We start from the raw sequence: 19847 nt of genomic DNA on the forward strand, positions 1-19847 counted from the left end.
AAGTATCGAAAGAACTATGAAAGAGTTAAATTTGACACAAGGAAGTGTACCGAAAGTACTGTTACAGTTTGCAGTACCTTTCCTGATTGCCAATGTGCTCCAAGCGCTTTATGGCGGGGCTGACCTTTTTGTTGTAGGACAATACGACGATTCGGCAAGTGTGGCGGCCGTAGCTATCGGTAGTCAGGTAATGCAGACAATTACAGGTATCATTCTTGGTATTACTACCGGAACAACTGTATTGATCGCCATAGCTACCGGAGCGAAAGATAACCGAAAAGTAGCTTTTACTATCGGATCTTCCATATGGCTGTTTTCAATTACCGGTGTACTGCTTACTCTGCTTATGGTCATGTTTCATGGTCAGATAGCCGAATGGATGCATACTCCGCCGGAAGCGATGGCCGATACAAGAAACTATATTTTAGTGTGCTCGATGGGGATTCTATTTATAGTAGGCTATAACGTAGTGTGTGGTATTATGCGCGGATTGGGAGATTCCAAAACACCGCTTTATTTTGTAGGGTTGGCATGTGTGATAAATATAGTGCTTGATTTTGTACTGGTAGGATATTTCCATTTGGGAGCTACCGGAGCTGCTGTTGCTACGATAACGGCACAAGGAATCAGCTTTGTAATAGCTCTTTGGTTTCTCTACCGTCATGGATTCCATTTTGATTTTTCAAAGAAAGATATCCGCTTGAATCGGAATCTGTCTAAGAAAATCATGGTATTGGGCGCACCTATCGCATTGCAGGATGCTTTAATCAACGTCTCGTTTCTGCTAATCACTGTTATTGTGAATCAGATGGGAGTGATTGCATCGGCTTCTTTGGGTGTTGTAGAGAAAATCATCGTGTTTGCCATGTTGCCGCCAATGGCTATATCATCCGCTGTGGCAACTATGACAGCACAGAACTATGGAGCGGGACTTATAAAGAGGATGAATAAATGTCTTGCTTCAGGGATTGGAATTGCTCTTGTTTTCGGTGTGTCGTTTTGCGGATATTCGCAATTCTTCCCGGAAACTCTCACCTCATTCTTTACTAAAGATACTGCGGTGGTGGCAATGGCGGCAGATTATTTGAGAAGTTATAGTCTTGACTGTATCGTTGTAAGTTTCGTGTTCTGCATTAATTCATATTTCAGCGGACAAGGAAACTCGTTGTTCCCGATGATTCACAGTCTGATAGCTACTTTCCTGTTCCGCATCCCGTTGTCGTATTGGTTCAGTCAGATAGACAGTTCGTCGCTGTATATCATGGGATTCGCTCCGGCTATATCGACGGTGGTTTCTCTGTTAATATGTATTTGGTATTTACGATATAATCAGAAGAGAATGTATTTGAAAGGCACAATGATGCCTGTTATGACGAATTAGGTGTTTTTAAGTGACATATATTAACTAAAATCAATTTTGTATGGAAGCTTATTTAAAGAAACTCTGTTTTGAGTATCAGGTTGATGAAAAAGAAGTGAAAGAGCTGTTGGCTCGTATGGAAATGGTGTATTGGGATAAAGGGGAACGAATTGCTTCTGCCACAATGCCCGAGCAGAGCTTGTATATTATTGTTTCCGGCATCCTGCATACCTATGCTACTTATGAGGGAGAGGATAGAACCATCAGATTCCTGTCTGAAGGTGACGCTATACTATGTTACAATTCCAGTACATACTCTGTTAAAACGCTGACGAAGTGTGCGGCTTATTATATCAGTGAAGATGAGATTGAAGAGTTGTGCGCAACATCCATATCATTTGCAAACTTAGTCCGCCAACTGATGGAGTATCAGTTTTACTTTAAAGAGGAGGAGAATGTAAACGTACGCAAACTAACGGTAAGAGAAAGGTATCTCTCTTTATTGTCAGAGATTCCGGATATTCTTTACAGAGTCCCTCTGAAACACATCACTCATTATTTGGGAGCTGATGTGACAAGTTTGGGATATTTGGCGGGAAGTTCCAAATAAGGAATACTACCTTGACTTATATATTTAAGAGTATTCCTTATCAGATAAATCATTGATAACTCAATTCTATTGAATCGGGAAAGTCTTTGGATTATTTGGTAAGGAATATTATTTTTGTATTCTATATGAAAAACTCAATACCCCGATATACTTTCTATAAGAACAAGTATGGCAGCGAACTCCTGGTAGATGTCGTAGAACTGAAATACGTGAAGAAGTTCTTGGCAAAAAATACTGTCCATACGTTGACTTACTATGACATTACTTTTATAACGGAAGGTGAGGGGAGTTTTTCGATAGACAATCAGACTTATGCGGCAACTCCCTGTGATGTGGTTTTCTCCAAACCGGGAGAGATACGGAATTGGGATACCCAATGCATAGTCAATGGGTATGCTTTGATTTTTGAAGAAGAGTTTCTGTCCTCTCTTTTTAAGGATTCTCTGTTTGTGCAGCATCTTTCATTCTTTGAGATGGGAAGGACGTCGTCGAAATTGCATTTGCCGGCTGAACTTTATACTCGCATTCTTCAAACGCTGCACAATATTAAGATGGAAATTGATTCGTATCAGCAGAATGACGTGCATGTATTACGAGCCTTACTTTATGAAGTGCTGATGTTGCTGAATCGTGCCTATCTTCAAATGAACTCCACAGGGGAGGATAGAGGGAAAGAATCCGCCAATACCCATGTAAGTAAATTCATGAACTTGGTATCCGCTCATTCCAAAGAACAACATTCTGTTCAATATTATGCGGACAAACTCTGCATCACCCCTAATTATCTGAATGAGATTATCACCTCAACAATGGGACTTAGCGCGAAACAATATATTCAGAATAAGGTGATGGATGAGGCTAAAAGACTGCTTGTTTATACGGACTTTCCTATATCTGATATTGCACTTGAACTCTGCTTTTCAACGGTTTCTTATTTTATACGCAGTTTCCGGCAACATACGGGGGAAACTCCATTGATGTATCGAAAAACGCATAAACCGTAAAAAGTGCTATTTCTCCCTTTCTTTTTATTACACTGCTTTTCTGGCATTTTCCTACTTTCGCATCAGCTAATAACTAAAAAATAAAAGAACAATGAGAGACGCAGAAAAAACAGTAGGAAATATGATTGATAAGCTGAAAATAGCTTTTATCGGTTCGGTGGATAATGAAGGATTTCCCAATATCAAGGCAATGTTACAACCAAGGAAAAGAGAAGGGATAAAGACGATTTATCTGACAACGAACACTTCATCCATGCGTGTTGCGCAATACCGGGAGAACGGTCATGCCTGTATTTACTTTTGTGATACAAGATTCTTCAGGGGAGTCATGCTGCGCGGCACTATGAAAGTACTAACTGACGCTGCCAGCAAAGAGATGGTATGGCAGGAAGGGGACACGATGTACTACCCGGAAGGAGTGACAGACCCCGATTATTGTGTCTTGAAGTTTACAGCGGTTTCAGGTCGCTTTTACAGTAACTTTAAGTCTGAAAGCTTTGTTGTAGAGTAGTATAATTCTAATCCCTCTTTTCAATATTCATTTCTTGCTTATAGATGGTTGTGCCACCACGGTGGCACAACTGTGCCATGACTTTGTCACAAGCGTGCCACTTCGATGGCACTGTTGTGACATCGAAGTGGCATTGATGTGGCACATATTATACTGAATAATTTAATTTATCTATGGATGAAAACGAACTTATTTATCATTGGATAATAAGTTCGTCAACTCGGTAATGATATGTTGTTTCCATTCTTGCAGGAAGCTTGTAAAATCCTCTTCATTATCCAGAAACAAAGTCGTTATCAGATTTCTTACAAGAAAAGGATAAGTCAGCAGGCTGTAAAAGGTTAGAAAGACCATCGGTAATGGCACTTTCTTTATTTTTCCTGCTTCCATTTCTTTCAGTAGAGTATCTTTTACAAGAGACAAAGCCGCATCAAACTGAAGCTCTTTGGCTGACTCGAGCAAATGGTTCACATCCCGTTGTATCTCTCCGCATATGAACTTGGGGAGATAAGGGTCTTTCGTGAAAAGCTCGATATATTCATCCAAAATCATCCCCATGCGGTCTACAAAGGAGACATCCAGTCTTATAATATCATGTATTTTAGGCATTAATGACATCACTATCGAACCGAATACCGCCTTGAACATCTTATCTTTCGTCCGAAAGTAATAATGCAGCGTGGGCCTGTTGATTCCAACAGTTGCAGCTATATCACTCATGCTTGTTCCTGCAAATCCTTTTTCAATAAAAATCTGTTGAGCGGTGTCGATTATCTGTCGCTCCAAATCGTTATATTCCGTTGTTGCCATAATTCTAGTTGCTTATGTTGTCAATAAAAAGTAAGAGCCTGTTTGTTATGTTTACATCGCTGACGCTACTATCAAAGTCTAAAGATAGTATATTCATTTGAGGATACAGTGATTTTATACGTTTTTCTATTCCTTTTTGTACAATATGATTGGCTATGCAGCCGAAAGGCTGTAAACTAATTACATGATTGACATTTTGGGAAGCGAAAGAAAGTATCTCACCGGAGATCAGCCAACCTTCTCCAAACTGTGTGCTTAGAGTGATTACTTGTTTAGCTTTTTTCGCCTTTTCATAGATAGATTCGAACGGAGTAAAATAATCGAAACTTTTTCCTATCTCATTCACTTTATTAATTTGTTTTTGAACTTTCTTGTATAACCAGTCAATTACAAAATCAGGAATATTTTTCCGTTGCAAATGCTCGTTCTGCCTTACTTTCAGATTGACAAATCCTTGCATGAAGAAGTCCGTCATCAATGGCGGAATGACTTCTATCTGCTGATTGATAAGCCACGAAGTAATATCCTTTTGTGCGAATGGGTTGAATTTCAGGAATATCTCTCCGACAATACCCACTTTGTGGCAGGATTTCTGCTCGCAAATCTTATTGAATTCTTTGGCAGCCAAATACAGATAGCTTAATAAATCTTCCGGCTTATTTTTTTCAACGATAGATTGCGCTGTATTCAGGTATAAATCGCGTAGACGGGCCGCCTGTCCCTTTTCCTTTTCGCGGACAACGGCTGCATAGTAGAATTTGGCGATACAGTCACTGTACAACACAGACGCGAGTATTATCGGCAAAACTTTGAGCCAGTTCACTTTAAAACCGGATTGCTCGTTCTCGATGCCACTACCGAAAGCAAGTGATATGACCGGAGTTTCTGTATATCCATTCTCTATCAATGCTTTCTTTATCAATGAAATATAATTGCTGGCACGACATTGCCCACCGGTTTGCGTGATGGCAACACAGGTGTCCGAAGGGTTGTAACGTCCGCTTTTAAAAGCTTTCACAATGTCCCCGACAATCAATGTTGCCGGATAGCACACTTCATTATTCGAATATTTCAGTCCCCAGTCACATGAATCTGCGTCACTCAGCGGCAGAGTCTCCATTTCATATCCGGCTACTCTCATAATCGACGGGATAAGCGGTGAAATAAAAGGTGTAAAGAAGGGAGCTATGATTTTCTTCTTCTTATCCTTCTTGGTGAAAGGAGCGGTCGAAACAAATGCTTCCGGCTCTTTCGTTACTGTTTGCCGCAGACTGAAATTCAGGCTTTCCACCAGCGAACGAACCCGTAACTTGATAGAACCGATATTGTTGACATCATCTATTTTTAATAGGGTAACATTTTTCCCGTGCCGTTTCAGCAAGCTACGCACTTCATCTATCAGGAAAGCATCCGGCCCGCAACCGAATGAAGTCATTTGCATATATTGTACATCGGGCTGCTGCAATGCCGCCCATTTCGTCGCTTTCAGAATACGGTTGGTAAATGCCCATTGAGAAAGATAATGAGTCTCTTCCAATGAAATATTGTCATGGCGGATGATATCATCCGTCACTACATACACTCCCATATCGGCAATCATATCCGAAACCTTATGCTGTATCAACGGGTCGCTATGATAAGGCCGTCCGGCGAGAAGTATAATCAGTTTATGCTTTCTTTGTCCTTCTTTCAGCACTTCCTTATTATAGGCAACAAGTTTTCCTTCAAAAGCATGCTGTTCCTTTAAAGCCTTTGCAAAAGCCGCTTTGCATATCTCATCCGGAATACCTAAAGATTTCAGATACTCATTGCATTGCTTATACAATAATGCTTCATCTTTGAATGTTACAGACGGAGCATCTATCGGTATATTTTCCTCTTGTACACTCTTGATTACTTCCGAATAACCGGAAACGATAGGGCAGTTGTAACTGTTTTGCTGCTGCTTGTCCTTTTTCTCAAAAACGACGAACGGCATAAATATCCGGTCTACATTGTGCTGTATCAGATTGTCGATATGACTATGTACCAGTTTGGCAGGGAAACAGATGTTGTCGGACATCACCATATTGGCGGCAGTCTCATATTTTCTATACGTAGAAGGTTCCGACAAACGTACCTGAATGCCGCAGGCAGTAAACAATGTATGCCAAAAAGGATATTCCTCATACATATTCAGGATACGCGGAATTCCTATCGTCGATACCGGACTCGGAATATTTACATTCCGGTCGAACAGTAACGCCACCTTTTTATTATATGTATTGACGCCTTTCTCCGAATCGCTTCCTTTGTTGGAATACACCTTTTCACATCGGTTGCCGGAGAAATAATGGTTTTCATTATTGAATGTATACCGCATGATGGCACACTGATTTTCACATCCACGGCATTGTAGTTGTTTGGAAGTATATTGTGCCCATTGCAACATTTCTTTCAGTTCTGTCGTCCTGGTGCATCCGAGTTGTTTAGCATACAGGGCGCAGCCGATAGCTCCCATCAATTCGGGGCAGTTGCTTCGGAAAGTCTGTTTTCCTGTCAGCATCTCCAGGCTTCGCACGATAGAATCATTGCGCATAGTTCCGCCTTGTACGACGATATGGTCGCCAAGCACATCCGTATCTTTTAGCTGTAACACTTTATACAAACAGTTTCTCACGACAGAATAAGATAAACCGGCAGCAATATCCGCTACGGTTGCCCCTTCACGAAGCACCTGTTTTACTTTTGAATTCATAAAGACCGTACAGCGTGTGCCCAGGTCACACGGCGCCTTGGAGAAACAAGCCGCTTTAGCGAAATCTTCCACACTATAATCCAGTGATTGAGCAAAAGTACTGATAAAAGAACCACATCCTGACGAGCAGGCTTCATTGATTTCTATTCTGTTGATTACTCCATTGCTGACAAAAATAGCCTTCATATCCTGTCCGCCAATATCCAGGATAAAAGAAACCTCCTTGCTGATATACTTCGCAGCGGCATAATGAGCGATTGTTTCAATAATTCCCGCATCCATGCGGAAGGCTGCTTTTATCAAATCCTCTCCATATCCGGTAGAACATCCCCCTTTTATCTTGAGGACAGTTCCGCGTCTCCGGCATTCCTCAGCCAGTTTCTGCAATCCGTTCTCTACTGTCTTTATCGGGTTTCCGTTATTGTCATGATAATAAGAGTAAAGAATTCGATTATCATTATCCAGTACTACAATTTTGGTGGTAGTAGAACCGGAGTCGATACCGATAGTTGCTTCCTGCAATCCGGGTTGTAAGGCTGCATATTCAATCTTATACTGTTCCTTCTCCTTTTTCCATGACTCATATTCTTGTTCATTATTGAATATAGGCGAGAGGTTACTTTGGAAAGGAGATGTGATACTTAACTTACTTTCCAACCTGTTTATCAGCATAGAAAGAAGCATTGTTTCATCATCGCTTTCTGCCAATGCTGCTCCCCAGGCAGGTATTAGATTTCCTTTTTCCGGTAATATGAAATCCGTTTCCTGCGATAACTTCAGATAATTGGCAAATGCTTTGCGAAGAGCCGGAATAAAAGTCAGCGGACCACCGCATAGCAACACAGGCGCAGTGATATTACATCCGCGTGCAAGCGTAACAGTAGTCTGTACGGCTACTGCATGAAAAATTGATGCCGCTATATCTTCCTTAGATATATTCTTAGCTATCAGATTTTGTATATCCGTCTTGCAAAATACACCGCAACGCGAAGCGATGGGATATATCTGTGTAGAGCGAAGTGCCAAATCATTCAACTCCTCAATGGAAACTCCGAGCAGGATAGCCATTTGGTCAATAAAAGCTCCGGTTCCGCCCGCACAGTTCCCATTCATGCGCAAGTCTGTAGCTTGTCCGTCCTGAAAGAAAACAACTTTAGCATCTTCTCCACCGATGTCAATCATAGTAGAGGTATGCGGATAATTCCGATGAACATAGTTTGTTGCCGCTACAACCTCTTGCACAAAAGGTAAAGCACATTTTTCGGAGATTCCCATACCGACAGACCCTGTGATATGAAAGGAGAGAGGAATATCACCCAACTGTTCCTTTATCTGATGAAGAAATGCCAGCAAGCATTCTTGTATCTTTGCCTGATGTCTTTTGTATCCGGAGAATAAGACCGTAGTTTCGTTTTTGTCCAATACCACCATCTTTGCAGTAGTAGAACCAATGTCTAAGCCGACTTTATAAACATTCATATAAAAAATAGATTATATATAACTTAGTGTTTGACATATGTGTCAGACGCAAATGTATGTAAAAAGATTGTAGATGTGGTAAGTTGCCTACGAAGTTTTTGTCTTAATTAACAAGTCGCTTAAAATAAGCTACTTATATATAGGCCTATGATAAATAACTATCCTTTTTGTATAGAAAATAAGTATCTCCACCCGCTAATTTTGCTTTTCTCTTTTGCTTTGCCATTATTTTTAATAGTTTTGTACCTACTATTATAGAAAACAATATGAATATCGAAGAATTTAGAGAATATTGCCTGTCTCTTAAAGGTGTTACAGAAAAAATGCCTTTTTCTCATGTGCGCGATACATACAGTCGTGATGTCCTTTGTTTCTATATCTTCGACAAATGGTTCTGTTTTGTCAACATAGAAATATTCGATTTTTGTTGTATCAAATGTAACCCTGATGAATCCCTGGCTTTGCAGAGTGAATATATAGGAATCAAACCGGGATGGCACATGAATAAAAAGTACTGGATTAGTGTCTACTTTAACCAGGATGTATCCGATGAAAAAATAAAAGAGCTTGTAGGCAAGTCTTATAATATAGTTGTCAATAGTTTGACGAAAGAGGAACGTTGCAGCCTTTTGAATTTGGAGAATTCTCAGATAGAATAAAAAAAGTTGTATTGTATGTAATTGAGTAAACATTACCTTTATATACTATAATAATGTAGAAAGGGAAAAAAGCATAAGTAGATTAGGTCATCAAAACAACTAAAATAATAATGATATGAAACAGTTTTTGATAATTTTCTTTATCGGATTGAGTAGCTTTTCATTTGGTCAGAGTAAATATGGTTATGTTCATTTCGACAAATTAATCGAGGTGAAAGGAACTGAGTATGTTATCGCCTCCATTGAGAATCGTGGAAAAGTATTTGATGTCAATGAGAAAAAGCTACTGTTCATCAATACGATGAATGATGAAACAAAACAAATAGATTTTGATAAAGATGCCTATATTAGAGAAGTCAAACAAATCAAAATAGATAGTTTAGGGATAAATCTTATTCTTCTTTCTGCCCGTACTATTGATTTAAATGGTAAAAAGGGTATTGATTGGGAAGATCCTATGCAAATCATCATCTTATCTACCGATGGAAAAGAGAGGACTCAACTTACGGAAGATAAGTTCTTCGCAGGTGATTGGACTGTCAATGCACAAACAGGAAAACTTGTTGTCACAGGTTATTATGATACAAACAACAATAACAAGCATGATAAGGCAGATAAGAATGAAATATTAATCTATGATTTGAAAACTTTGAAGTTGATTTCGAGAATATAAGCTCTAATTATAGAGATAAAAAGCTCCGTAATTTTTAAATTGCGGAGCTTTTATTCTTTTAAAAAATGATATGTACGGTTCTTGGGCTGTAAATAGGATAATTGATTTGTAATGATAATCCGTCCTCAAATAGAATAGAAGCAAGAAAAATGTTACATAACTTTTCCTGGATGTTTAAATATTCCTTTTTTAAGATTTAATTCAAATTATATGCGGTTCTATTGCAGAATCGGGAATTTGGGTACAAATATCCGTAAATCATATACAAGTTTGTTTGTTGCATTGCAGTAAATTTGCAGTTAGAAGTTTAACAATGAAAAATAAACAGTTAATAGAAATCCAATAAATGAAATAATTATGAATAAACTCTTTTTATTTTCAGTATTCAGTATTCTAACACTCAATGTTATGGCACAGGAAAAGATAGTACAGACAGCAGGGCGCGACCAATTGGGAGAGTTCGCCCCAAAATTTGCGGAACTCAATGATGACGTTCTCTTTGGAGAAGTATGGAGCCGCACTGACAGACTCGGTTTGCGTGACCGCAGTTTAGTAACCATTACTTCTCTGATTAGTCAGGGCATCACGGATAATTCGCTCGTTTACCACCTTCAGTCAGCCAAGAAGAATGGTATCACTCGTACTGAAATCGCTGAGATTATCACTCACATAGGCTTCTATGCCGGTTGGCCGAAAGCGTGGGCAGCATTCAATTTGGCAAAGGGCGTGTGGGCTGAAGATACGACTGGTGAAGATGCCAAAGCAGCCTTCCAACGCGAAATGATTTTCCCCATCGGTGAGCCCAATGCAGCCTATGCGCAGTATTTCGTCGGTAACAGCTACCTTGCTCCGGTTTCACGTGAGCAGGTAAATATCTCCAATGTCACCTTTGAACCCCGTTGTCGTAACAATTGGCATATACATCGTGCAACGAAAGGCGGCGGGCAGATGCTTATCGGCGTGGCCGGTCGCGGTTGGTATCAGGAAGAAGGGAAATCGGCGGTAGAGATTCTGCCTGGCACAGTTATCCATATCCCCGCCAATGTGAAACACTGGCATGGTGCTTCAGCCGACAGTTGGTTTGCTCATTTGGCCTTTGAGATTTCCGGCGAAAACACTTCCAATGAGTGGCTTGAACCGGTTACAGATGAAGAGTACAATAAGCTCGAACGGGCTAAGCAATGATTTCTGTCAATTCAGTTTCTAGCGATAAAAAATATTTAAAATCAAAGTAAAATGAAACAGATTATATTAATATTTATGAGTCTCCTTTGCTTTAGCTGTCCATCAAAAGCACAGAAACAGGCAGCGAATACCAATGTGCAATCTGACAAGAAAATCCTTGTCGCCTATTTCTCTTGTACTGGAACTACGGAAAAGGCTGCTGATGCCATTGCCAAAGCAGTCGGTGGTAAACTTTACCGGATAACTCCCGCTACAGCCTATACTTCGGCAGATCTCAATTGGCACAACAAGAATAGCCGTAGTTCAGTCGAAATGACGACTGAAAATTCACGTCCGGAATTGGGTGGAGAGGTGCTTGACCTGAAAGATTACGACGTGGTATTTATCGGTTACCCGATATGGTGGGACTTATGCCCACGTCCGGTTAATACATTCCTTGAGAAATATGATTTCTCCGGTAAAACCGTTATTCCATTCGCCACTTCCGGAGGAAGTTCGATAACCAACAGTGTGAAACAGCTTAAGAAACTTTATCCAAAAATCGTATGGGGGGAAAGCCGGTTACTTAACGGAAGTGTCAAACAAGCCGGAGAGTGGGCAAAACAAGTAATCAAATAGACGTATGGAAGAGTTTAAAATAGACTGTCTGCATCGGAACCATTCACAATACCAACACTGTATGCGCATTTACATCCATTCAGAGTAAGTGTTATCTGAACAATACAATGCTGAAGGGGATGTGTAAAAACTTTCCTTTTAACAAAATCACCCTCGCTACAACAATCTGAACTACACTCCTAAAGTTTTGTGTCCAACTTTGGGGGTACAGTTCAATCTGTAGCAAGGGTGATTTTAATTTATGAGAGTTCTGACACCCTCTTTTTCTTTCGGATAGAGCTTTGAGTCGGATAAACATTTCTTATAATAAAAAAAGGAGAATGACTTTAATCATTCTCCTTTGCGGTGCGTACGAGACTCGAACTCGTGACCCCCTGCGTGACAGGCAGGTATTCTAACCAACTGAACTAACGCACCAATTTTATAATTGGATTAACTCGTTTCATTTCTTTCTGCTTCTTCTTTTTATGAAAGAAGCGGTGCGTACGAGACTCGAACTCGTGACCCCCTGCGTGACAGGCAGGTATTCTAACCAACTGAACTAACGCACCAGAATTTCAACTTGTTAATCTGCATCTCTCTCGATTGCGAGTGCAAAGGTAGTTGTTTTTTGTAAATCTGCAAGCGTTTTAAAAAAAGTTTTTTTCAAGAAAATGCGAGAAAAAAGCTTAGTGTCTCATTTTGAGTACTTTTGTAATGAAAAAAAATATTGTTTTTTTCTGTTTGGATAGTGACGGTATCCGGTTGTTATAGTGACACTATCATGATAAGATACCGTCACTATCTGAAACCGATAGCGTCACTATCCTAAAGTTTTGTCATTCTTTCCATAGGAAATAACCCTCAATATCTTTCTATCTGTAAGAAATCACCGTTTTTATATCAACTTTCTGCTTGAATAATTCGTAATTTTGCAATAAATCGTTATTTTTGCGGACTAAAATAAGAAAGGTGGAAAAGATTCCGCCTAGAATCGTAAATTACTAGAAAGAATGATGACAACAGCCAAACTGTTATTGCACTGTCCCGACAAACCGGGAATCCTTGCGGAAGTAACAGACTTTATTACGGTAAACAAAGGAAATATTATCTATTTGGACCAATATGTAGACCATGTAGAAAACATATTCTTCATGCGTATTGAATGGGAATTGAAAGACTTCTTAGTTCCCCAGGAAAAGATTGAAGATTACTTCAGGACACTTTACGGCCAAAAATACGAAATGGATTTCCGCCTTTATTTCTCGGATGTGAAACCGCGTATGGCTATTTTCGTTTCCAAGTTGTCTCATTGTCTTTTCGATATGTTGGCTCGCTACACTGCAGGCGAATGGAATGTGGAGATACCTCTTATTATAAGTAACCATCCCGATTTGCAGCACGTGGCCGAACGTTTCGGTATTCCTTTCTATCTGTTTCCTATTACAAAAGAGACAAAAGAAGAACAGGAGCGCAAAGAAATGGAACTGCTTGCCAAACATAAGATTACATTTATCGTACTGGCACGCTATATGCAAGTAATCTCCGAACAGATGATTAATGCTTATCCGAATAAGATAATCAATATCCATCACTCTTTCCTTCCTGCATTCGTAGGGGCGAAACCTTACCATGCAGCCTTCCAAAGAGGTGTGAAAATTATCGGAGCGACCAGCCATTACGTGACAACTGAGTTGGATGCAGGCCCAATCATCGAACAGGATGTGGTACGCATCACTCACAAAGATGCCATTGAAGACCTGGTAAATAAAGGAAAAGACCTTGAGAAAATCGTTCTTTCCCGTGCGGTACAAAAGCACATTGAACGCAAAGTCTTGGCTTATAAAAATAAAACAGTAATATTCAGCTAATGAAAGTAGCAGTCGTAAAATATAATGCCGGCAATATCCGTTCTGTGGATTATGCTTTGAAGCGGTTGGGTGTGGAAGCAGTGATTACTGCCGATAAAGAAGAACTCCAGTCGGCCGATAAAGTAATTTTCCCCGGAGTAGGAGAGGCGGAAACTACCATGAATCACTTGAAAGCGACAGGACTGGACGAATTGATAAAGAACCTTCGGCAGCCTGTATTCGGAATTTGTCTCGGTATGCAATTGATGTGTCGTTATTCCGAAGAAGGGGGAGTGGACTGTTTTAATATCTTCGATGTAGACGTGAAGCGTTTTGTTCCACAGAAACATGAAGATAAAGTGCCGCATATGGGCTGGAATACCATTGTAGATACGAATAGTAAACTTTTCGAAGGATTCACCGAAGAAGAATTTGTTTACTTCGTACACAGCTTTTATGTGCCGACTTGTGAATTTACTGCCGCTACGACTGATTACATTCATCCGTTCAGCGCGGCATTGCACAAAGATAACTTTTATGCCACCCAATTCCACCCGGAAAAGAGTGGAAAGACAGGCGAAAAGATTCTGACGAACTTTCTTAATCTCTGATAAACCGATTTATCGTTTTAGATGAAGCTTTCAGAAGATTAAAATAGAGTGACACGGAAGATATATGAGCAGCTAAATGCACGAACAGTTAAATGCATAACTAGTTAAATGTACGACTAGCTAAATGCAGGACTAATTAAATGTCTGAACTATTAAATAGTAAATAGTAAATTGTCAAATAGTAAATAAATAGATGATAGAAATTATTCCAGCCATTGATATTATTGACGGAAAGTGCGTACGCCTTTCCCAGGGAGACTACGATAGTAAGAAGGTATATAACGAGAATCCGGTAGAAGTTGCCAGGGAGTTCGAAGCGAACGGAGTTCACAGACTTCATGTGGTCGACTTGGACGGTGCTGCTTCTCATCATGTAGTCAACTATCGTGTGTTGGAACAAATTGCTACACATACCTCGCTTGTGATAGACTTCGGTGGTGGAGTAAAAAGCGACGAAGACTTGAAGATAGCCTTTGAAAGCGGCGCGCAGATGATAACAGGCGGAAGCATTGCTGTAAAAGACCCTGTACTGTTTACCCATTGGCTGGAAACATACGGCAGCGAGAAGATTATCCTGGGAGCAGACGTCAAAGACCATAAGATAGCCGTCAATGGCTGGAAAGACGAAAGCGCCTGCGAACTATTCCCATTCCTCGAAGACTATATGACGAAAGGAATACGAAAAGTAATCTGCACCGACATTAGTTGTGACGGAATGTTGAGCGGGCCATCTATTGATTTATATAAAGAAATGCTTGCCAAATTCCCCGACCTCTATCTGATGGCCAGTGGTGGAGTAAGCAAGATAGATGATATTATCGCCCTGGACGAAGCCGGAATCCCCGGAGTCATCTTTGGCAAAGCGTTGTACGAAGGACATATCACATTGAAAGATTTACGAATCTTTCTGTAAGCAGTCAACCATACAACGGTATCCTCGTTCAAAGCACAGGTTTAAATTGTCAAATAGTAAATAAAATAGGATTGTGTTAGCAAAAAGAATTATCCCTTGTCTCGACATCAAAGACGGACAAACAGTAAAAGGAACGAACTTCGTTAATTTGCGCCAGGCCGGAGACCCGGTAGAACTTGGGCGGGCTTATAGTGAACAAGGAGCAGATGAACTTGTTTTCCTTGATATTACTGCAAGCCACGAAGGACGCAAGACCTTTACCGAACTAGTCAAGCGGATTGCAGCAAATATCAGCATCCCGTTTACCGTAGGTGGCGGAATCAACGAATTGAGCGATGTAGATCGTTTGCTGAATGCCGGAGCAGATAAGATTTCAATCAACTCTTCCGCTATCCGTAATCCGCAACTGATTGATGATATCGCCAAGAACTTCGGCTCCCAAGTCTGCGTACTGGCAGTAGACGCCAAGCAAACAGACCACGGTTGGAAATGCTACCTCAACGGCGGTCGCATCGAAACCGATAAAGAACTGATGGCATGGACAAGAGAAGCCCAGGAACGTGGTGCAGGTGAAATCCTGTTCACGAGCATGAATCATGACGGCGTGAAGACCGGCTATGCGAACGAAGCCCTTGCTTCACTCGCCGACCAGCTCTCTATTCCAATCATCGCTTCCGGCGGAGCAGGATGTAAAGAACACTTCCGCGACGTATTTTTGCAAGGAAAGGCAGATGCGGCGTTGGCAGCCAGCGTTTTTCATTTCGGAGAAATCAAAATTCCCGATTTAAAATCGTATCTTTGCGGCGAAGGTATTGTAATGCGTAAATAGTAAATTAAGATATTAAATAAAATGGAATTGGATTTTGATAAAATGAACGGACTTGTTCCGGCTATCATACAAGACAACGAGACGCGTAAAGTCTTGATGCTGGGCTTCATGAACCAGGAAGCCTATGACAAAACGGTAGAAACAGGAAAAGTAACCTTCTTCAGCCGTACCAAGAACCGCTTGTGGACAAAAGGTGAAGAAAGCGGTAATTTCCTTCATGTCGTTTCTATCAAAGCCGATTGCGATAATGACACCCTGCTGATTCAGGTAAACCCGGTAGGACCGGTATGCCACACAGGTACGGATACTTGCTGGGGCGAAAAGAACGAAGAACCGGTAATGTTCCTGAAAGCATTGCAAGACTTCATCGACAAACGTCACGAAGAAATGCCCGAAGGTTCCTATACAACCAGCCTGTTTGAATCCGGCGTCAATAAGATGGCGCAGAAAGTAGGCGAAGAAGCAGTGGAAACGGTAATCGAAGCAACCAACGGAACAGACGAACGCCTGATCTATGAAGGAGCCGACCTTATCTACCACATGATTGTATTACTAACTTCAAAAGGCTATCGCATCGAAGACCTTGCACGCGAATTGCAGGAAAGACATAGCAGTACATGGAAGAGACATTAATTCTATATAAGAACGTAGAAATCCATCAACAGGAACTCTGTGTGCTGAATGATGTCAATCTTGAACTGCACAAAGGCGAGTTCGTCTACCTGATAGGAAAAGTAGGCTCCGGCAAAACGAGCTTGCTCAAAACCTTCTATGGCGAACTGGAAGTAATGGACGGTGAAGCAGAGGTGCTGGGCTATAATATGCGTTCCATCAAACGCAAGCATATCCCTCAACTGCGCCGGAAATTAGGCATTGTATTTCAGGACTTTCAGTTGCTGACAGACCGCACCGTTTACAACAACCTCGAGTTTGTGCTCCGCGCCACAGGCTGGAAAAACAAACAAGAGATAAAGGAACGTATTGAAGAAGTGCTCGACCTGGTAGGAATGTCCAACAAAGGCTACAAACTGCCCAACGAACTTTCCGGCGGCGAACAGCAACGCATCGTGATTGCACGTGCCGTACTCAACTCCCCGGCTATCATCCTGGCGGACGAACCGACCGGAAACCTGGACGTAGAAACAGGAAAATCCATTGTAGAGTTGCTGCACAATATCTGTGAATCCGGCTCATCCGTAGTGATGACAACCCACAACCTGCAATTGCTGAAAGACTACCCCGGCAGAGTATACCGTTGCGCCGACCATCAGATTGTAGATGTCACCGGCGAATACATGCCCCGTCAGAGAACAATAGAAATAGATTTAAATATAGATAACTAAAACAGTAACGAAAATGAAAGTTTTAAAGTTTGGAGGAACTTCCGTAGGTTCTGCTCAACGCATGAAGGAAGTAGCCAAATTGATTACCGATGGTGAACAGAAGATTGTTGTCCTTTCAGCTATGTCAGGCACGACAAACACATTGGTGGAAATTTCGGACTATCTGTATAAGAAGAATCCGGAGGGTGCCAACGAGATTATCAATAAGCTGGAATCTAAATATAAACAGCACGTTGATGAACTTTTCGCAACCCAGGAATATAAACAGAAAGGTCTTGAAGTTGTCAAGTCTCACTTCGACTACATCCGCTCCTATACGAAAGACCTTTTCACTTTGTTCGAAGAGAAAGTGGTTTTGGCACAGGGCGAGCTCATCTCTACGGCTATGGTAAACTTCTACCTGCAGGAATGTGGCGCGAAGTCCGTATTGCTTCCGGCTTTGGAATTCATGCGTACTGACAAGAACGCAGAGCCGGACCCTGTATATATTAAGGAGAAGTTGCAAGCGCAGCTCGACCTCTATCCTGATATGGACATCTACATCACGCAAGGTTTCATCTGCCGCAATGCTTACGGTGAGATAGACAACCTGCAACGTGGTGGCAGCGATTACACCGCTTCCTTGATTGGTGCAGCCGTGAACGCTTCTGAAATCCAAATTTGGACAGACATCGACGGTATGCACAACAACGATCCGCGCATTGTGGACAAGACAGCCCCGGTTCGTCAACTTCACTTTGAAGAAGCAGCCGAGCTGGCTTACTTCGGCGCAAAAATCCTGCACCCGACTTGTATCCAGCCTGCCAAATACGCCAACATCCCTGTGCGCCTGTTGAACACAATGGACCCGGAAGCTCCCGGCACATTGATTTCCAACGACACGGAAAAAGGCAAAATCAAAGCAGTAGCCGCCAAAGAAAACATCACAGCTATCAAAATCAAATCCAGCCGTATGTTACTGGCCCACGGTTTCCTACGCAAAGTATTTGAAATCTTCGAAAGCTACCAGACTTCCATCGACATGATTTGTACGTCAGAAGTAGGTGTATCCGTTACGATAGACAACACCAAGCATCTGAACGAAATTCTCGATGACCTGAAGAAATACGGAACAGTGACCATTGACAAAGATATGTGTATCATCTGCGTTGTAGGTGACCTGGAATGGGAAAACGTCGGTTTCGAAGCAAAAGCGCTCGATGCGATGCGCGACATACCGGTGCGAATGATTTCTTTCGGTGGAAGTAACTACAACATCTCCTTCCTCATCCGGGAATGTGATAAGAAGACAGCATTACAGTCGCTGAGCGACATGCTTTTCAACAACAAATAATTCCACAAATAACACGAGCGCTTTTACCAACCTGATAAAAGCGCTCTTTTCAACTAACCAAACAAGTTTTTCGAATTATGAAAGGAATATTTCCAATCGATAAGTTCCGCACTTTGCAGACCCCTTTCTATTATTACGATACCAAGGTGCTGCGTGATACATTGTCGGCTATAAACCACGAGGTTGCCAAATATCCTAACTATTCAGTGCATTACGCTGTCAAAGCCAATGCCAACCCGAAAGTACTGACCATCATCCGCGAGAGTGGGATGGGAGCCGACTGCGTGAGCGGCGGAGAAATCCGTGCGGCTATCCGTGCCGGATTCCCTGCAAATAAAGTTGTTTTCGCCGGAGTAGGCAAAGCCGACTGGGAAATCAACCTCGGCCTGGAATACGGTATCTTCTGCTTCAATGTAGAATCCATCCCCGAACTGGAAGTTATCAACGAACTGGCTGCCGCACAAAACAAGATAGCCAACGTTGCCTTCCGCATCAACCCCGATGTAGGCGCGCATACTCATGCCAACATCACCACCGGACTGGCTGAAAACAAATTCGGCATCAGCATGCAGGATATGGACAAAGTGATTGACGTAGCTCTCGAAATGAAGAATATCAAGTTCATCGGACTCCACTTCCATATCGGTTCGCAGATTCTCGATATGGGTGACTTTGTCGCCCTCTGCAATCGTGTCAACGAATTACAGGATAAACTGGAAGCTCGACGGATTTTAGTGGAACATATCAATGTGGGCGGTGGACTCGGCATTGATTACGGACACCCCAACCGCCAGGCAATCCCGAACTTCAAAGAATACTTCACAACCTACGCTGGACAACTGAAACTGCGTCCCTACCAGACACTGCATTTCGAATTAGGACGCGCAGTCGTGGGTCAGTGTGGCACATTAATATCCAAAGTACTGTATGTGAAACAAGGAGCGAAGAAGAAATTCGCCATCCTCGACGCCGGTATGACCGACCTGATTCGTCCCGCCCTCTACCAAGCCTACCATAAAATGGAAAATATTACATCCGAAGAACCGGTAGAAGCCTATGACGTAGTAGGCCCTATCTGCGAATCGTCCGATGTTTTCGGAAAGGCGATAGACCTGAACAAAGTGAAGCGTGGCGACCTGATAGCCCTTCGCTCAGCAGGTGCATACGGCGAAATCATGGCATCCGGCTACAACTGCCGTGAACTGCCGAAAGGATATACCTCCGATGATTTGGTGTAATTAAAAAATAAGTAGCCACGCCCAAAGTGTGAATGTAATTTAAAAATGCAGAGGGCGTGGAACAATTTTAACTGAAATCTTGTTATTTTTGTAATGAGTTCAATA

The 19847-nt window shown here is 41.7% G+C and carries 18 protein-coding genes and 2 tRNA genes; 16 read left to right on the forward strand and 4 right to left on the reverse strand.

The genetic code is table 11. The features are described from left to right. Nucleotides 1-16: 16 nt before the first annotated feature. The 4 genes from HC965_RS02505 (at nt 17) to HC965_RS02520 (ending at nt 3485) form a co-directional block, all read left to right on the forward strand. Complete coding sequence (locus HC965_RS02505; protein WP_191029944.1) at nt 17-1381, forward strand: MATE family efflux transporter; 1365 nt, start codon at nt 17-19, stop codon at nt 1379-1381. Nucleotides 1382-1421: 40 nt separating this feature from the next. Next, a complete protein-coding gene (locus HC965_RS02510; RefSeq protein WP_191029945.1) occupies nt 1422-1970 on the forward strand; it encodes a Crp/Fnr family transcriptional regulator in 549 nt (182 codons plus the stop codon). Between the two features lie 125 nt (nt 1971-2095). Next, nucleotides 2096-2974: an AraC family transcriptional regulator gene (locus HC965_RS02515; protein WP_191029946.1), complete on the forward strand. Its 879-nt coding sequence runs from the start codon at nt 2096-2098 to the stop codon at nt 2972-2974. A 91-nt stretch (nt 2975-3065) separates the two neighbouring features. After that, nucleotides 3066-3485, forward strand: a complete 420-nt coding sequence (locus HC965_RS02520; protein WP_191029947.1) for a pyridoxamine 5'-phosphate oxidase family protein — start codon at nt 3066-3068, stop codon at nt 3483-3485. Between the two features lie 189 nt (nt 3486-3674). On the opposite strand, the gene HC965_RS02525 is transcribed toward HC965_RS02520, so the two are convergent. After that, the gene (locus tag HC965_RS02525; protein ID WP_191029948.1) at nt 3675-4295 is read right to left on the reverse strand and encodes a TetR/AcrR family transcriptional regulator; all 621 of its coding nucleotides are present in this window, start codon (nt 4293-4295) and stop codon (nt 3675-3677) included. Between the two features lie 4 nt (nt 4296-4299). Next, entirely contained in the window at nt 4300-8511 is a 4212-nt protein-coding gene (locus HC965_RS02530) for an acyl-CoA dehydratase activase (protein WP_191029949.1), read from the reverse strand. Nucleotides 8512-8777: 266 nt separating this feature from the next. Between HC965_RS02530 and HC965_RS02535 the strand changes: the two genes are divergently transcribed. The 4 genes from HC965_RS02535 to HC965_RS02550 all read left to right on the forward strand — a co-directional run bounded on the left by HC965_RS02535 (nt 8778) and on the right by HC965_RS02550 (nt 11646). Then, nucleotides 8778-9170, forward strand: a complete 393-nt coding sequence (locus HC965_RS02535; RefSeq protein WP_191029950.1) for an MmcQ/YjbR family DNA-binding protein — start codon at nt 8778-8780, stop codon at nt 9168-9170. Between the two features lie 115 nt (nt 9171-9285). After that, nucleotides 9286-9843, forward strand: coding sequence for a hypothetical protein (locus HC965_RS02540; protein WP_191029951.1), 558 nt, complete (start codon nt 9286-9288; stop codon nt 9841-9843). Between the two features lie 357 nt (nt 9844-10200). Further along, nucleotides 10201-11028: a carboxymuconolactone decarboxylase family protein gene (locus HC965_RS02545; RefSeq protein WP_191029952.1), complete on the forward strand. Its 828-nt coding sequence runs from the start codon at nt 10201-10203 to the stop codon at nt 11026-11028. 51 nt (nt 11029-11079) lie between these two features. Next, nucleotides 11080-11646, forward strand: coding sequence for a flavodoxin (locus HC965_RS02550; RefSeq protein WP_191029953.1), 567 nt, complete (start codon nt 11080-11082; stop codon nt 11644-11646). 343 nt (nt 11647-11989) lie between these two features. Here the strand turns inward: HC965_RS02550 and HC965_RS02555 are convergent. Next, nucleotides 11990-12063: transfer RNA gene (locus HC965_RS02555), tRNA-Asp, on the reverse strand. A gap of 60 nt (nt 12064-12123) precedes the next feature. Continuing rightward, nucleotides 12124-12197, reverse strand: a tRNA-Asp gene (locus HC965_RS02560). 441 nt (nt 12198-12638) lie between these two features. Between HC965_RS02560 and purU the strand changes: the two genes are divergently transcribed. The 8 genes from purU to lysA all read left to right on the forward strand — a co-directional run bounded on the left by purU (nt 12639) and on the right by lysA (nt 19742). After that, entirely contained in the window at nt 12639-13496 is an 858-nt protein-coding gene (purU, locus tag HC965_RS02565) for a formyltetrahydrofolate deformylase (RefSeq protein ID WP_004297049.1), read from the forward strand. After that, nucleotides 13496-14086, forward strand: coding sequence for an imidazole glycerol phosphate synthase subunit HisH (hisH, locus tag HC965_RS02570; RefSeq protein ID WP_044653158.1), 591 nt, complete (start codon nt 13496-13498; stop codon nt 14084-14086). The genes purU and hisH overlap by 1 nt, the downstream gene beginning before the upstream one ends. Nucleotides 14087-14279: 193 nt before the next feature. Beyond that, on the forward strand, nt 14280-14999 hold the full coding sequence (hisA, locus tag HC965_RS02575) for a 1-(5-phosphoribosyl)-5-[(5-phosphoribosylamino)methylideneamino]imidazole-4-carboxamide isomerase (RefSeq protein ID WP_191029954.1): 720 nt from the start codon (nt 14280-14282) through the stop codon (nt 14997-14999). A 73-nt stretch (nt 15000-15072) separates the two neighbouring features. Further along, nucleotides 15073-15828: an imidazole glycerol phosphate synthase subunit HisF gene (hisF, locus tag HC965_RS02580; RefSeq protein WP_191029955.1), complete on the forward strand. Its 756-nt coding sequence runs from the start codon at nt 15073-15075 to the stop codon at nt 15826-15828. A gap of 21 nt (nt 15829-15849) precedes the next feature. Then, entirely contained in the window at nt 15850-16461 is a 612-nt protein-coding gene (gene hisIE, locus HC965_RS02585) for a bifunctional phosphoribosyl-AMP cyclohydrolase/phosphoribosyl-ATP diphosphatase HisIE (RefSeq protein ID WP_191029956.1), read from the forward strand. Beyond that, nucleotides 16446-17171: a cell division ATP-binding protein FtsE gene (locus HC965_RS02590; protein WP_191029957.1), complete on the forward strand. Its 726-nt coding sequence runs from the start codon at nt 16446-16448 to the stop codon at nt 17169-17171. Before hisIE ends, HC965_RS02590 begins: the two co-directional genes overlap by 16 nt. A gap of 13 nt (nt 17172-17184) precedes the next feature. Further along, entirely contained in the window at nt 17185-18504 is a 1320-nt protein-coding gene (locus HC965_RS02595; protein ID WP_191029958.1) for an aspartate kinase, read from the forward strand. A 77-nt stretch (nt 18505-18581) separates the two neighbouring features. Continuing rightward, on the forward strand, nt 18582-19742 hold the full coding sequence (gene lysA / locus HC965_RS02600) for a diaminopimelate decarboxylase (protein WP_167966059.1): 1161 nt from the start codon (nt 18582-18584) through the stop codon (nt 19740-19742). The last annotated feature ends 105 nt before the right edge of the window (nt 19743-19847 follow it).

It is taken from the genome of Bacteroides sp. GM023, from assembly GCF_014750685.1.
In the GTDB taxonomy this organism is placed as follows: Bacteria; Bacteroidota; Bacteroidia; order Bacteroidales; family Bacteroidaceae; genus Bacteroides.